At 25.4% G+C, this 16,175-nt stretch carries 12 protein-coding genes and 1 riboswitch; of the genes, 7 read left to right on the top strand and 5 right to left on the bottom strand.

The genetic code is table 11. The annotated features are described in order from the left end of the window. Positions 1–185 precede the first annotated feature (185 nt). Entirely contained in the window at positions 186–1,421 is a 1,236-nt protein-coding gene (locus tag BUA70_RS10590; RefSeq protein WP_072897141.1) for a TcaA 3rd/4th domain-containing protein, read from the bottom strand. A 19-nt stretch (positions 1,422–1,440) separates the two neighbouring features. Then, entirely contained in the window at positions 1,441–1,767 is a 327-nt protein-coding gene (locus BUA70_RS10585; protein ID WP_072897139.1) for a hypothetical protein, read from the bottom strand. A gap of 120 nt (positions 1,768–1,887) precedes the next feature. Between BUA70_RS10585 and BUA70_RS10580 the strand changes: the two genes are divergently transcribed. Next, a complete protein-coding gene (locus tag BUA70_RS10580) occupies positions 1,888–2,661 on the top strand; it encodes a histidinol phosphate phosphatase (protein ID WP_072897136.1) in 774 nt (257 codons plus the stop codon). Between the two features lie 81 nt (positions 2,662–2,742). On the opposite strand, the gene BUA70_RS10575 is transcribed toward BUA70_RS10580, so the two are convergent. Together BUA70_RS10575 and BUA70_RS10570 are read right to left on the bottom strand one after the other, a co-directional pair. Next, entirely contained in the window at positions 2,743–5,670 is a 2,928-nt protein-coding gene (locus BUA70_RS10575) for an insulinase family protein (protein ID WP_072897134.1), read from the bottom strand. Between the two features lie 479 nt (positions 5,671–6,149). Continuing rightward, positions 6,150–7,571, bottom strand: coding sequence for an NCS2 family permease (locus BUA70_RS10570; protein WP_083573520.1), 1,422 nt, complete (start codon positions 7,569–7,571; stop codon positions 6,150–6,152). Positions 7,572–7,658: 87 nt separating this feature from the next. Then, a riboswitch (purine riboswitch) is annotated at positions 7,659–7,760 on the bottom strand. Between the two features lie 160 nt (positions 7,761–7,920). Between BUA70_RS10570 and BUA70_RS10565 the strand changes: the two genes are divergently transcribed. The 4 genes from BUA70_RS10565 to BUA70_RS10550 all read left to right on the top strand — a co-directional run bounded on the left by BUA70_RS10565 (position 7,921) and on the right by BUA70_RS10550 (position 10,673). After that, entirely contained in the window at positions 7,921–8,352 is a 432-nt protein-coding gene (locus BUA70_RS10565; protein WP_072897130.1) for a GtrA family protein, read from the top strand. Positions 8,353–8,629: 277 nt separating this feature from the next. Continuing rightward, positions 8,630–9,229, top strand: coding sequence for an ECF transporter S component (locus tag BUA70_RS10560; protein WP_072897128.1), 600 nt, complete (start codon positions 8,630–8,632; stop codon positions 9,227–9,229). 87 nt (positions 9,230–9,316) lie between these two features. Further along, positions 9,317–10,288, top strand: a complete 972-nt coding sequence (locus BUA70_RS10555) for a P1 family peptidase (protein ID WP_072897126.1) — start codon at positions 9,317–9,319, stop codon at positions 10,286–10,288. 205 nt (positions 10,289–10,493) lie between these two features. Next, on the top strand, positions 10,494–10,673 hold the full coding sequence (locus tag BUA70_RS10550) for an alpha/beta-type small acid-soluble spore protein (RefSeq protein WP_072897124.1): 180 nt from the start codon (positions 10,494–10,496) through the stop codon (positions 10,671–10,673). An 81-nt stretch (positions 10,674–10,754) separates the two neighbouring features. On the opposite strand, the gene clpB is transcribed toward BUA70_RS10550, so the two are convergent. Then, a complete protein-coding gene (gene clpB, locus BUA70_RS10545) occupies positions 10,755–13,340 on the bottom strand; it encodes an ATP-dependent chaperone ClpB (RefSeq protein ID WP_072897122.1) in 2,586 nt (861 codons plus the stop codon). Positions 13,341–13,622: 282 nt separating this feature from the next. Between clpB and BUA70_RS10540 the strand changes: the two genes are divergently transcribed. Further along, entirely contained in the window at positions 13,623–13,811 is a 189-nt protein-coding gene (locus BUA70_RS10540) for an EscE/YscE/SsaE family type III secretion system needle protein co-chaperone (RefSeq protein WP_072897120.1), read from the top strand. 219 nt (positions 13,812–14,030) lie between these two features. Continuing rightward, positions 14,031–16,106 (top strand): helix-turn-helix domain-containing protein, encoded by a 2,076-nt coding sequence (locus BUA70_RS10535; RefSeq protein ID WP_072897118.1) that lies wholly within the window; start codon positions 14,031–14,033, stop codon positions 16,104–16,106. The last annotated feature ends 69 nt before the right edge of the window (positions 16,107–16,175 follow it).

Genomic DNA, 16,175 nt, shown 5'->3' with positions numbered 1-16,175 from the left:
CATTTAATCACCTCCTTTAAACTATTGCCAAATTTATATTTTTTAAACAATTTAACTTAATATTTAAATAATTTATTTTTATAAATAAAAAGAGATTTATACCAATTAAAATATGATATAAACCTCAAACTTAAAAATATAATATTAAATTAATATTTAACTAAAAAATCATACTAAATTAATTTTTATTTAGTTAATGTAAAATTTTGAACATCTGTCACTATCCACTTTCCGTTGTGATATACTATATTTGTAAAAAAATTCTTAGTATATTTAGATTCTTTAATTTGTATTCCAAAAATCTTTTTGTCTATGGTATATCCTACATCAACTACTAAATTTCCTTTATATTTATTATCTTCAAACTTAAACTGACTTTGGCTGAAATTAACTTTAACATCAGTTACAGTATAATTATTTTTTAATAAAAAATATTGCTCCTTCAAAATAGAATAAATTTCATTTTTAACATCTTCACTACATCCAGTAATCAACTCTTTAGATTCTTTATTTAAACTATCTATTACACTATTATAAAATTCTTTAACTGAATCATCTACTTGATTTTCTAAAGTATCATTTACTATATTAAAAGGAATTTTTATAATTGGAAGTTCTTCTATAGGTACTTCATTACTTGTTATTGTTCCCCATGGAAAATCATATTTTAAAGAAAGTTTAAAAGAACCATCCATAGGGAAAGGACCTATATCTTTAAAATCCTTTGCTCTAATTTCTGAATCTTTCCCATTTATTAAAACCTCTGCATTTTCATATGGAGTATCTAAAGAAACTTTAATACCATCTAACTGGAAATAATAATCTAAATTCTTATCCATCAATGTAAAGGTCTCTTCTTTATCAAAAGAAAAATCTTTATTATTAAGTTCCCCTTTAATTGTATATTTTCCTGGAATCAAATTGTCTACATTTATAGGTTCATCTATATTCTCTAAAACTCCTATACTTTTTCCATCCAAATATAATTTAATATCTTTAAAGTTTCCCTTAATAGAAAGATTTCTAGGCTCTAAATTTAAATAATATCTAGTTCCTAAAAAGCTTTTTTTACTTTTTATCTCTGCTATATTTTCTCCCCATTTACCTCCCTTTTTTAAAGTTGATATAAATGAGAATATGCTTTCATTGTTTTCAAAATAATCTACAAAGGGCTTCAAATCATTTTTTTCTTTAATTTTTTTATTATCCAAAGTTATAAGATCTTCAAGACTTCCATAATTCTTTTTCTTAATACTTTTCTCTAAATCTTTAAAAAAATAATTCTTAGAATTTTTTATATAACCAAAATAAAATCCAATAGTTATACAAACTATTATACCTATTATTACATAAATTCTTTTGTCTAATCCTTTTAAGTAATCTATTAAATTATGAAAATACTTTAAGCAAGTTTCTTTCATAACCTTCCTCCTATTTTAGCTACTCTAAAATATCTATCATCCATTTTTTGCAGCTAACACATTTATAAATCCTAATTACAAATAAATCTAAAGGTTTTTTTATATCTTTAGCCTCATCCTTTAAATAAAATTCTCCTTCTTCATCTACAAAGCCTTGAATCTCTGCAAAAAGATTCTCCTTACTTTTATTGCAGCAGTCATTTAAATCTACACATTGAATTCTTTCTAAAGACAAATCCTTCTCTAAATCCTGTATTATAGGAATTATATCCTCAAATTCATTAATGTTATCTTGAAAATCTTCTTCGTAAAAATCTACTTTACTTATATTAAATAGTTTATTCATATTTTTTTCTCTCCTTAATATATTCCCATTATATTTTATAACTATAATAAAATCTTGTCCAATTTAAATAGTTATTTTTATGTTATAATTATTTTGTACTTTTATGAGGGGGAATAAATTATGCTATTTGACAGTCACAATCATACTAACTTTTCTTCAGACAGCAATATGCTATTAGAAGATGCTTTAAAAATAGGTAAAGAATTAAACTTAGGTATAATATCTACAGAACATTTAGATTTATATTATCCCATTGAAGACAAATTTAAAGTTAATGTAGATGAATATCTTAAAACCTACTCACCTTTTAGAGGTTCTAATTATTTATTAGGCCTTGAATTAGGATTAAGTAAAAAAACTTACCAAAAAAGTGTAAGCTTATTAAAAGATAAATCTTTTGATTTTATAATCGGTTCAATTCACGCTATAGAAGATGAAGATATATCTTTAAAATTATCACAAGAAAAACCAAATAAAGAAGTTTATTACAAAAACTATTTAACCTTTATGCTAGAATGTATAAATCTTTATGATAACTTTGATTCTTTAGGTCATATAGACTATATATGTAGGTATGGATCTTATGAAGATAACAATATAAATATAGATGAATTTCATGATTATCTTGAAGAGGTATTTAAAGCTTTATTAAATAAAAATAAAGTCTTAGAATTAAATACTAGAAGATTAAATTCTAAAGAAGATTTTAAACATCTAGAAAATATATATACTCTTTATAAAAACTTAGGTGGAAAATATGTAACTTTAGGTTCTGATTCTCATAATGTCTCTCAAATAGGTCATAACTTTGATGTTGCTAAAAATCTTTTAGATAAAGTATCTTTAAAACCTATATATTTTAAAGAAAGAAAACCACAAAAACTAATTTTATAATTTAAAATAATTATAAAATTAAAGCCTTATTAATCTAATATATTAGTTAATAAGGCTTTAATTTTTTTAATATAATTCTAATTACTCTATAACTTTAACTAGATTATTAAATATTTCTTTATTGTTAATAATCTTATTTTCATTTCCTAAAACAGATATATAATCTTGCTCCATTAACTTTTCAATCATTTTAGATAAATTTCTTATAGTATTTATATCTGTTTTTAGCACCTCATCTCTTTCTTTTTGAAGGTCTTCATAAGTAGTACCGGTAAAGTAATTACCTTCTGAAACTTCACCCTTCATAGAGTTAGTTAGTGGATAATCTAATTTTCTTATAGTTCCAATAATATATTTTGTCATTTCTCTTTCTGATGTATTAAAATTCTTTAAATATTTATACATATTATCATAAACCTTTAAAGTATCTTTAATGTTAGGGTCCCTATAAGAAACTATATATACTCCTCCATCTTTTCTAAAGTTTGAAAAAACTCCATATGCTCCACCTTTAACCCTTACATTATTCCATAAATAATCAAAACCAGCTATAGTTTCTAGAACATTTAAAGCACCACTATATTCAAACCCATCTCTTTTAAAATTACCACCCTTAGCAACATATTGAACATTTCCTTGAGTTAATAATCCTTCGTTTTTTCTTTCTAATTGGAACTTATAGTTTTGTTTTTCTAATTTTTCTTTTCCTAAATTAGATATAAATTTATCTAAAGATTTTATAAATAAATTATAATCTTCCTCTTCTCCAGTAAAACCAATTACTAAATTATTTTTATTAAATACTTTTTTTGATGTATCCTTTAATTTATTTATTATTGTTTCTTTATCCTTTGGAAAATTCTTTTCTAAATCACATAAAAAATTATAATAACTTAATCCTAAAATTTCTTCATCATAAGCCCCTTTTTCATTAACATAAGATAATACCTTTCTTGAGGTTATTCTATGTCCATTGTCTAAAAGTCTTCCTTCTATTCTAGATTTAATCTCTTTTATAAGGTTATATATTCTTTCAGTATCATCAAATTTAGTTTTATTTAAAACTTCATTAGTTAATTCTAAAGTTTTATCAAAATTTTTAGATAGAGTTTTTATACTTACCTCTAATAATGGAGTGAAGTTTTTATCATCCCCATTTTTAGAATAAGCTACAGGATTATAGCTAATTCCCCCAATATTTATATTTATTAAATTTGCTAAATTACTATAGTCATAACTTTCAGTGCCTAGCTTTCCTATTAAATCTGAAAGAAGTCTTATATATTTAATATTTTCCTGTGGCACTACACTAGTGTCAAAATATAAGTTACTATAGCCTATTTTGTTTGTTGGAAGGTTATGATATAAAATCTTTATATTTTCTAGATTTCTCTCCTCCATTGGTAGTTTTTTTGCATTTTTATCAATATCGTCAAGGCTTAAAAGGGGTATAGAATCTAAAGCTTCTTTAGAATCCTTAGAATTTTGTCTTTCTTTTAACTTTTTGCAATTATTTATTGTATTTTCTATATCTTCCTTAGACATATTGTCTTTTATCTTTTTAAGTTTCTCTTTTGCATTATTTTCCTTTTCTTCATTTAAACCTTTTTTAGGAGATAATATAACTAAAGAGCTATGATTATTTTTTAATAGATATTTATCTATTAAACTTTCAAAATAATTTGATGTTAAAGCTTCCCTAATTTTATTAAATGCTTCATCATATCTTAGATGAGTAAAAGGATCTCCTCCATATAACCAACTATCCATCATTCTCATGCAATAAATTAAACCACTTGGATAGCCATCAAATTCTCCTTCTCTAAGCTCAAATTCCATTTTGTTAATTGAAGCTTCTATTAAACTCTTATCTATACCTTTATCTACTAAATCCTTTAAAGTATCTAATATTACTTTTCTAAACTCTTCTTTATCTGAATCATTAGCACCTTTTGATGTTATGATAAAGACAGGCTGTTTTATACTATTATAAAATTCTCCACTTACAGACATACCTATTCCATTATCTATTAAAGCTTTTTTAACTGGTGATGCTGGTGTTTTAAGTAATAGATGATTTAATATTTCAAAGGCTAAATAAAGATCCCTATCAGTAGACTCACCTACTACGAAATTCATACTTAAATATGTTTTATTATCTAAAGAATCATCTTTAGCTACACCATAAAAATATTGTTTTTCTACCGGTTTTTCAAAGGGCTTTTGAAGTTTTATTTGAGAATCAATATTTTCTTTTGAAAAATCCTTTAAATAATTATCATTTATAAATGATAATTCTTTCTTAGTATCACCATTTCCATATAACAATATATAACTATTAGATGGATGATAATATTTTTTATGGAATTTTAAAAAGTTTTCATAAGTTAAATCAGGAATTTTTTCAGGATCTCCACCAGATGATTCTTTATAAGTATTGTCTGGGAATAAAGTTTCTGGAATTTTTCTATAAAGCATTGAATCAGGAGAAGAATAGGCACCCTTCATTTCATTATAAACAACTCCATTATATTTTAATGGTTTATTTTTATCTTCTATATTAAAATGCCATCCTTCTTGCATAAATATTTCAGGATATTTATAAATATTAGGATAAAATACTGCATCTAAATATACATCCATTAAGTTAAAAAAATCTTTTTCATTTCTTGATGCTACTGGATATAAAGTTTTATCTGGGAAAGTCATAGCATTCAAAAAAGTATTTAAAGAACCTTTTAAAAGCTCTACAAATGGTTCCTTTGTATCAAATTTTCTTGAGCCACATAAAACTGAATGTTCTATTATATGAGGAACTCCTGTACTATCTTCTGGCGGAGTTTTAAATCCTATAGAGAACACTTTGTTATCATCATTATTTTCTATTTTTATTAGATTACTTCCTGTGCCTTCATGAATAAAGAAATACCCCTTAGAGTTTATTTCTTTAAGTTCTACTATTTCTTCAAGCCTAAAATCTTCATATACTTGATTTATTTCCATTATCATAGTTTTCATCTCCTTTTATAAGATTGGTTATATATTTTAAAATTTACATTATAATCATTATAAAGTATAAAAAACAAAAATGTCTAACTACTTAATTCATTAATATCTTTATCTTAAATATAATATTAATAAAATTAATATTATTAATTTTTTAAAATTTTTAATTGATTTTATATTTTTATCAATAAATTATTCCTCTACTATAAAAGTATTCCTTATAACAACAAAATTATTTATATAAATTCTATTATTTTATCTTATATAAAATAATAACAAATCTTTTATATTATGAATTAATAAAGTTCTAAAAAATTATTTTAAAATATTTAAGAATAAATTTTAAAATCTTATTTTCTTAAAATAAATAGCTATGATTTGAAATTTTAAATCATAGCTATTTTTATGTATTTATTTAAAATGTATATAAAAACTTATATATATTATATTATTAAAACATATATAATTTTAAAATTTTAAATTTAATCTGGTAATAATATAAATCTTAAAATAAATAAAGCTGCAAGAATATATAATATGAAGCTAACTTCTTTTCTTTTACCTGTAAATAGCTTCATTAAGGGATAAAAAATAATTCCTACTGCAATTCCATTAGCTATACTATAACTAAATGGCATCATAGCTATTGTAAAAAATGCTGGCACTGCTTCTGTAAAATCTTCAAAGTCAATATCTTTTACAACTCCAACCATTAAAACTCCAACTATTATTAAAGCTGGTGAAGTAGCACTTGATGGAATAATTCCAACTATTCCACTAAAAAATAATGAAAGTATAAATAATGTTGCCACAATTACATTATGTAATCCAGTTCTTGCCCCTTCACTTATCCCTGCTGCCGACTCTACTACTGTAGTTAAAGTAGTAGTTCCTAAAATACTTCCTATAGTTGTTCCAATTGCATCACTTTCTAATGCTTTTCTTAAATTTCTAACATTCCCTTCACTATCAAGCATTCCTGATCTTTGAGCTGTTCCTAATAAAGTTCCTATAGTATCAAATAAATCTACTAAGCTTAAAGTTATTACCACCATAAGAATACTTATTAATGCTCCTATTATTCCTGTTCCATTATGAGTTAATAAACCTTTAAAATCCATTGCGAAGAATGTTTGTCCTATATGCGGCAAGGAAAATATCTTAATTGAACTATCTAATTGAGTTACTCCCATAGGAATACCTATTAAAGTTGTTATAATTATTCCTATTAGCATAGCTCCTTTAACTTTTCTTGCTACTAATATACACATTATTACTATACCTATTAAAGTTAATATAACTGCTTTATTTGTAAAATCTCCAAAGGCTACTAAAGTTCCTGGATTTGCAACAACAATTCCTCCACTTTTTAATCCTATAAGAGCTATAAATAAACCTATACCTGCAGTAATTGCTAATTTCATATTTCTAGGAATAGATTCTATAATTTTTTCTCTAATAGATGTTAATGTAATTACTATAAAAATTAGTCCTGATATAAATACTGCTGCTAGGCCTTGCTGCCAGCTATATCCTAACTTTAAACAAACATTATAAGAAAAAAATGCTGTTAAACCTATTCCTGGTGCTAAAACAAAAGGTAAATTTGCTTTAAAAGCCATTATAAGAGTACCTATAGTAGCACCTAAACAAGTAGATGCAAAAGCCGATGCTATTAAAGGATCATTTGTCATTAATAACTTTGCTGCTTCATCTCCTACTAACCCTTCACTGTTCATTCCACCAATTTTTAAAATATTTGGAATAACTAAAAGGACATAAGCTACTGTAACAAAGGTAGTAAGACCTCCTATTATCTCTGTTTTTACCTCTGATCCATTTTCTTTAATTTTAAACAATCTTTCTAGCAACCTTAAGTTGTTACCTTCTTTTTTATTTGTCATTCTTCTTTCCCCCATAGTCAATCTCTAAAAAGCTCATTTGATAAAAATAAAAAGTGCTAGCATAGAATAAACTATGCTAGCACCATAAATACCAGTTAGTTTACTCATAGAGAGGATTTTTACGGTTACCTCGTAGAGACTTCTGAACCATATTATCAGAAATATATGAGCTATTAGCGATTTTTAAATTTGTTTATCATAATAACACTAATCTAATATTTTTACAAGTAAAAATTTATTTAACTTATAATATTAATTTAAATATAAAAGCTTATATTTTTTATAAAAATCCTTGAATTGTAGAAAAATATAACTATAATAGTTATATTAATAATTAGAGGTGAACAATATGAAATCTCATTTTAAGATAAAAAGTTCTAATTCATTACTTCAATTGATATCCTACGCTTTAATAGGTGGATCTAATTTTATAATTGATATAGTAGTTTTAAATATTCTTTGGAGAGTTACTGGAAAATTTTCTGGTAGTATAAATTATCTTTTTAAATTTATTTCCTTTTGCATATATTCAACTACAGGTTATTTGTTAAATAAACATATTACCTTCAAATCTAAAGGAAGTTTTGATACTTATTTTAAATATGTTGGACTTTTAGGATTATTAAGTGCAATTGACGCTTTTATTATAGTACATCTAACTGTTATGCCTGTAAATATTCCTATTTATATCTGGTCTAATATATGTGCCCTATTAGCCTCTATGATCACAGGAATATTGGGATTTTTAATAAATAAATTTTTAATATTTAAAAAAAAATAAACTACACTTAATAAATATACATAAAATGAATTTATTTTAAAAGTAACTTTTAAAATTCAAAAAATTAATACTTTGTCCTCTTAAAGCCTTGTTTTATCTATATTCTTATTTTGAAATGGGTAAAGTTCGATAAATTTTTAACATTTTCCTATTGAATAAATTGGCAAAGGTGATAAAATACAATTGTCAGTATTCTAAGGAAACTGAACACAATTAATATTATTAAAAAATCACGAATTATATCCCTTTTAGGGAATAAGAACGGAGGAAACAAAAAATGGAAAGAGGAATTAAAACTCATTCAAGATTAAATGTAAAAAAGCTAGTAATAGCTGGTATGCTTTCTGCCATATCTATTTTTTTAGGTATAACTAGACTTGGCTTTATAGCAATACCACCAGTAAGTGCTACAATTATGCACGTTCCTGTAATTATAGGTGCTATTCTTGAAGGGCCCATGGTAGGTGCCTTAGTAGGTGGATGTTTTGGTCTTTTTAGTATGTACCAAGCAGTTACTGCTCCAACACCAACATCTTTTATATTTTTAAACCCTATAATTGCATTATTACCAAGAATTTTAATAGGCATTGGTGCTTACTACGTTTTTATTTTTACAAAGAAAATATTTAAGAATAAATTTAAAGGTCTTAGTATTGGTATTTCAGCAATTATTGCTACACTAATAAATACTATAGGAGTTTTAGGTTTAACTTATATCATATATTTAGACTCTTTTGCTAGTGCTATAAATGTATCTAAACAAACAGTTGGTACTGTACTTTTAACTATTGGAGCCACTAATGGTATTCCTGAAGCTATATTGTCAGCTTTAATTACAATACCTGTGGTTATTGGAGTTTCTAAAGCCAGAAGATAATTTATAAAGACTGTTTTAAAGTTTATCTTAAACTTTAAAATAGCCTTTTATTTTATTTAGAATTTTTATATTAAAAGGAGTCTTATTATGTTTGAAATTAAATTTTGTGATATAGATGGAATAAATTTAGGTCATGCTCAAAATATTGAATCAGGTACTGGTTGTACCGTTGTCTTATGTAAAGAAGGTGGTTCTTGTGGTGTAGATGTTCGTGGTGGCTCTCCTGGTACTCGTGAAACAGATTTATTAAACCCCTTAGAATTTGTAGATAAGGTTCATGGAGTTGTTTTATCTGGTGGAAGTGCTTTTGGTTTAGATGCATCCTCCGGAGTTATGAAATATTTAGAAGAAAGAAATTGTGGCTTTGATGTAGGAATGACAAAAGTGCCAATAGTATGTCAAGCAGTTCTTTTTGATTTAGGATGTGGAAATTATAAAATAAGACCAGATAAAACTATGGGTTATGAAGCTTGTATAAACTCTGAAAATTATAATGAAGATATAAACGGAAATATTGGAGCTGGTACTGGTGCTACTGTTGGAAAAATATTAGGACCTTCTTACTCTATGAAAGGTGGACTTGGAAGTTATGCTGTTCAGATTGGAGATTTAAAAGTAGGCTCTATAGTTGGAGTAAATGCTTTAGGAGATATTTGGGATAATGAGTCTAACAAAATAATAGCTGGTGCTTTAAACAAAAATAAAAATGATTTTATAAATACTGAAAATTTTATGATAAATAATTATGATAATGGAAAAAATGTATTTACTGGAAATACTACTATAGGAATTATAGTTACTAATGGTATATTTAATAAATCTCAAATTAACAAAATAGCTTCTATGGCTCATAATGGATTTGGAAGAGCTATTAGACCAGCTCATACACTATTTGATGGTGATACAATTTTTGCTTTAAGTACAAATAAAGTAAAAGCTGATATTAATGTAGTTGGTATGCTTTCTGCTAAAGTTATGGAGAAAGCTATAATAAGAGGCATTAAATCAGCAAAATCTGCATATAATTTTCCTTCTTATGATGAAATAAAAAACAAATAAAAATAATGTATAATTAGTTTCTCTTATGATAAAAATAAAAGTCTGGTGGCTTTATAAATTTTGTGATATTTTTTCCTATTAATGATTTAAATTCCTCTATTGGACTTATTTCTCTAGTTTAATAAAATGTATTTTACGCAAAATAACACTACAAAGAAGAAATCAAATCTTTGTAAAAAATATAAAGTTTAAGGAGGAATTTATCATGGCACAAAAATTAGTTCCAGAAGCAAAGAATGGTTTATCAAAATTCAAAATGGAAATCGCAAAGGAAATGGGAGTTCCATTTACTGATTATAACGGAGAATTAAGCTCAAAACAATGCGGTAGCGTTGGTGGAGAAATGGTTAAAAGAATGGTAGAACAATACGAAAAGAATTTATAATATTAAATTATTAATTTTATACATTTTTTAGAATTCTACAAATATAAAATAAGGAGAGCATATTAATATGCTCTCCTTATTTTATATCCTTTTTATAGTAATATTTTGATCTTTTCCATCAATTTCTATAGTACATCCATCAACAATTTCTCCAGCTATAAGTTTCTTTGCAATTAATGTTTCTAATGTATTTTGAATATATCTCTTTAATGGTCTTGCACCATAAATTGGATCATATCCTTCAGAACTCATAACTTCTCTTGCTGCATCTGTAACTTTTACATTTATATTCTTTTCTGCCAATCTTCTCTTAACATCTTTTAAGAATATATCTACAATCTTCTTAACATCTTCATGAGAAAGTGGTTTAAACATTATAATGTCATCTACACGATTTAAAAATTCTGGTTTAAATCTTGACTTCATTTCCATCATAACTTTTTCTTTAGCTTCCTCATCTTCTCCTTCTAATAAATATGCACTACCTATATTAGAAGTCATAATAATTATTGTATTTTTAAAATCTACAGTTTTACCTTTGTTATCTGTTAATCTACCATCATCTAAAATTTGAAGAAAAATATTAAATACATCTTCATGAGCCTTTTCTATCTCATCAAAAAGAATTACTGAATATGGTTTTCTTCTAACAGCTTCTGTTAATTGACCACCTTCATCATATCCAACATATCCTGGAGGAGCACCAATTAATCTAGAAACTGAATATTTCTCCATATATTCACTCATATCAATTCTAATCATATTTTCTTCACTATCAAATAAGGTTCTAGCTAAAGTTTTAGCAAGTTCTGTTTTACCTACACCAGTAGGACCTAAGAAAATAAATGAACCAATTGGTTTATTTGGATCTTTAAGTCCTGCTCTTGCTCTTATAACTGCATTACTAACTACTTTCACAGCTTCATTTTGACCAATTACTCTCTTTTCAAGTTCATCTTCTAATCTTAGTAATTTTTCTCTTTCTCCTTCAACTAATTTAGAAACAGGAATACCTGTCCATTTTGATACTATTTCTGATATTTCCTTTTCTGTTACCTCTTCTTTTAATAATGCACCTTCATGATTTTCATTTAAAGATTTTTCTTGCTCTTTAATCTTTTCCTCTAATTGAGGAATTAAGCCATACTTAAGTTCTGCCACTTTATTAAAGTCATATTCTCTTTCATATTTTTCAACTTTTCCTCTAGCTTCATCTAACTGAGTTTTTAAGTTTCTAATATCTAAAATATAACTCTTTTCTTTTTCATATTTAGCAGTCATTTCATCATTTTTATTTTTTAATTCTGAAAGTTCTTTTTCTAAGTTTTCAAGTCTTCTCTTTGAACCTTCATCTTTTTCCTTTGATAAGGCTTCTTTTTCTGTTTGAAGTGTGAATATCTTTCTTCTTACCATATCTAATTCAGTAGGTAAACTATCTATTTCACTTCTTATCATAGCACCAGCTTCATCTATTAAATCTATAGCCTTATCTGGTAAATATCTATCTTGTATATATCTATGAGAAAGCTTTGCAGCTGCAACTATTGCAGAGTCATGAATTCTAACTCCATGGTGAATTTCAAATCTTTCCTTTAAACCTCTTAAAATTGATATAGTATCCTGAACTGTTGGTTCATTAACAATTACTGGTTGAAATCTTCTTTCAAGAGCTTTATCTTTTTCAATATATTGCCTATATTCATCAAAAGTTGTAGCACCTATGCAATGAAGCTCTCCTCTTGCTAATAAAGGTTTTATAAGATTTCCTGCATCCATGGCACCTTCAGTTTTTCCAGCTCCAACTATTGTATGTATTTCATCTATAAATAATATGATTTTTCCTTCTGCACTTTGAACTTCTTTGAGTACAGATTTTAATCTTTCCTCAAACTCTCCTCTATATTTAGCACCAGCTACTAAAGAGCCCATATCTAAAGAGAATATAATTCTATCTTTTAATCCTTCTGGAACATCTCCTCTTACAATTCTTTCAGCTAATCCCTCTACAATGGCAGTTTTACCAACACCAGGTTCACCTATTAAAACAGGATTATTTTTAGTTCTTCTTGAGAGAATTCTTATAGTTCTTCTAATTTCTTCATCTCTTCCTATTACAGGATCTAGTTTATGTTTTTTAGCTAAATCTACTAAATTAACTCCATACTTAGCTAAAGCATCATATGTACCTTCTGGATCTTGAGTTTCAACTCTTTGATTTCCTCTAACTTGAGCTAAAACTCTTAAAAAATCATCTTTGTTAATATTATTTTTATATAGAATTCTAGATACAGCTCCAGATTTTTCTGTTTCTATAATAGCTAACATTACATGTTCAACACTTATATAACTATCATTATATTCTTTTGCAATATCTTCAGCTTTTATAAGTACTTGTTCTATCTTTCTTGTTGCATAAACAGAAGCTCCGTCTGCTCCATCACCTAAGACTTTTGGCATTTTATCTAATTCACTTTTAATATCAAATTTTAAAGCTTTAAGATCTATACCCATTCTTTCTAAAATATTTGGTATTAAGCCATCTTGTTGTTCTACTAATGCCGAAAGTAAGTGAATGACATCAACTTGTTGATGATTATTTCTTATAGCTGTCATTTGAGCTTCATTTAATGCCTGTTGTACTCTTACTGTCATTTTTTCAACATTCATATCTATTACCTCTCTTCATAATGACTTTATACGTATATGATACCACATTGTATAATCAATTAAACTGATACCTTTGTTAATTTTTTTTGTAATTTATAAAAATTTAGACTTAATTTTCTTAAATAAGATAATGCTATTCTTTATATATACTTAATATATTAAATTTAAAATTCGTTAACAAAATCCAAAAAATTTTATTTGACATTCCATTTTTTTATATGAATTTATAATATGAAAAAGCACATAATATTATTGTAAAAATTAAAAGGAAGGTGATTTAAAATGAAAAATGCAAGACAAAATGTTGAATGTACAATAGAAAAATTACAAACTGCTAAAAATGACTTGAAAAATGCTCTGTCAACAGTAGAAAAAGATGAGAATAGGAAAAATATTCAATGCTCTTTAGAAGCAGTAGAAAATGCTTTAAGACAAACAGAAAATACTATAAATAATTATGTTGAACATTAATACTTATAGAAAATAAACTTTTATTTATAAAATCTTATATATTTTTTCCTTTCTAAAATTTTGTTGTTAATTTGTTCTTAAAAGGGATAGATAATTATCTATCCCTTTTTATAAATAATTTATAATAAGTAAAACTTTCAAAAATTTTATAGTATTTGTATAATATAGATAAGTAGTACTTACTAATAATTACAAATAGATAGTTAAAGGAGAATTTCTTTGAGGAAAGAATATATAAATTATCCATTAAATGTACCAGTTAATATCTTCCTAACAAATATAAAAAATTATCCTATACATTGGCATAATGCTATAGAAATTATTTATGTTCTTAAAGGAACTATAAACGTTACTATAGACTCAGATATTTTTAAACTAAAAGAAAGAGAATTAGAAATAATAAATGTAAATGAAAGTCATAGCCTTATGTCAGATGATTGTGATAATAAAGTACTTATTTTTTATATAGATCCTTACTTTTTTGAAAAATATTATACAGATATTGAAAATATGTTTTTTTATACTGCTGAAACAGGACAACAAGAATCGGAGGAATATGATGATTTAAGAACTTATCTTAGTATAATTCTTTGTGAAGCTGTTCAAAAACCAGATAATTATGATGAAGAGATTGAAAATACCCTTGTAGATCTTTTATATCTTTTAATAAATGATTTTAATTATTTAACTTACGAAAAAGAAGAACTTAAGGAAAATGAGGAGCAATTAGAAAGATATCATAGAATATCTAAATTTATATATAATAATTACAATAATAATATAACTTTAAAAGATATAGCTAATAAAGAATTTTTAAGTACTCATTATTTATCTCATGAAATAAAATATGCAACTGGATATAGCTTCACAGATTTAATAAACATAACAAGGATTGAAGAGTCTGTAAAACTTCTTTTAGATAGTGATAAGACTATTTCAGAAATTTCAGAAGAAATCGGATTTTCTCATACCAGATACTTTAATAAACACTTTAAGTCCCTTTATAAATGTACTCCTCTTCAGTTTAGGAAAAAATATAAAGTAGATGATGAAACTTTAGAAAAACAAAAACAAATAAAATTATATCCTTTAGAAGAAAGTCTTGAATATCTTCTATATTATCTTGAGGATTATAATCGGTTTAACTATGATGATAGAATAAATAAAATTGATATAAAGGTAGATAATAATTTAGGTTCCTTTGAAAAGATCTTTAAAGAAGTTATAAATGTTGGAGATTCCTTTGATTTATTAATAGAAGATAATAAAGATATTTTAGAAGAACTTCAATACGAAATAGGCTTTGAATACGCAAGGCTTTTTAATCTATTTTCTAGGGATATGGGGATTTTTCCGGAAGCTAAATTTTATAATTGGAATAGAGCCTTTGGAGTATTAGAATTTTTAGAAGACTTAAATTTAAAACCTTTAATAGTTTTAAATGATTCTGGTTTTGATAAAAATAATTATCTTCAAATTTTAACTTCATTTTTAGATTACTTTATGAATTTAGAACTTTTAAATTTCAATAATTTTAAATTTCAATTTTCAAACAACTTTACAGAAAGTTTTAGAAATGAAGTTAAAAACCTAATAGAAGAACATTATAATCTTATAGTAATTGATGAGTACTTCCATGCTTCGGAAGATATGAATCTTATCTTTGATACAGCATATATGTTACCTTTCATAATTCATAATGAAGCTAACAAAAATAATAATTTATCTTATTTAAAAGCATTTGACGTTTTAGATAAACAGGAAAATCCTACTAATGAAGTTTTCTTTGGTTATCCAGGTCTTGTAAATGATAGAGGAATTAAAAAACCTTCTTACTATGCCTATTATCTAATTAATAAGTTAGGAGATACCTTAATTGAAAAAGATAAAGGATATATAGTAACAAAAAAAGATTCTGAATATCAAATACTTTTATATAATGATAATGATGACTTTGAAAAGCTTATTGAATTTAATAAATTCAATAAGTTAAGAGCTATAAAAGCAACTCCATCTAAAAGATTTTCACTAAATATTATAGGAATCCCAAATTCTACAAGGATGATAACCTATGAAATAAGTGAAAAGATAGGTTCTTCTTATAATTACTGGGTTAATATGGGAAGACCTGTTAGATTAAATAAAGAGGAAAAGGAAATTTTACATAAAGCATCTTTTCCTAACATAACTTTTAAATTTACTAAAAAAAGCACTGTTCTTAATATACAAAGTAAGCTAAATGGTTATGGAGCTGTATTAATAATAATAAAAGAAGTACCAAAACACCTTAAATAAGGTGTTTTTTTGTTATTTTACATTTTTTGTAATGATTTTAAAAACCCATATTAGTACCTTTATCCTAGC

The sequence above is a fragment of the Clostridium fallax genome, assembly GCF_900129365.1.
Taxonomy (GTDB): domain Bacteria; phylum Bacillota; class Clostridia; order Clostridiales; family Clostridiaceae; genus Clostridium_AH; species Clostridium_AH fallax.
Note: the sequence above shows the minus strand (reverse complement) of the source record. Positions and strands in the feature narration are given on the sequence as shown.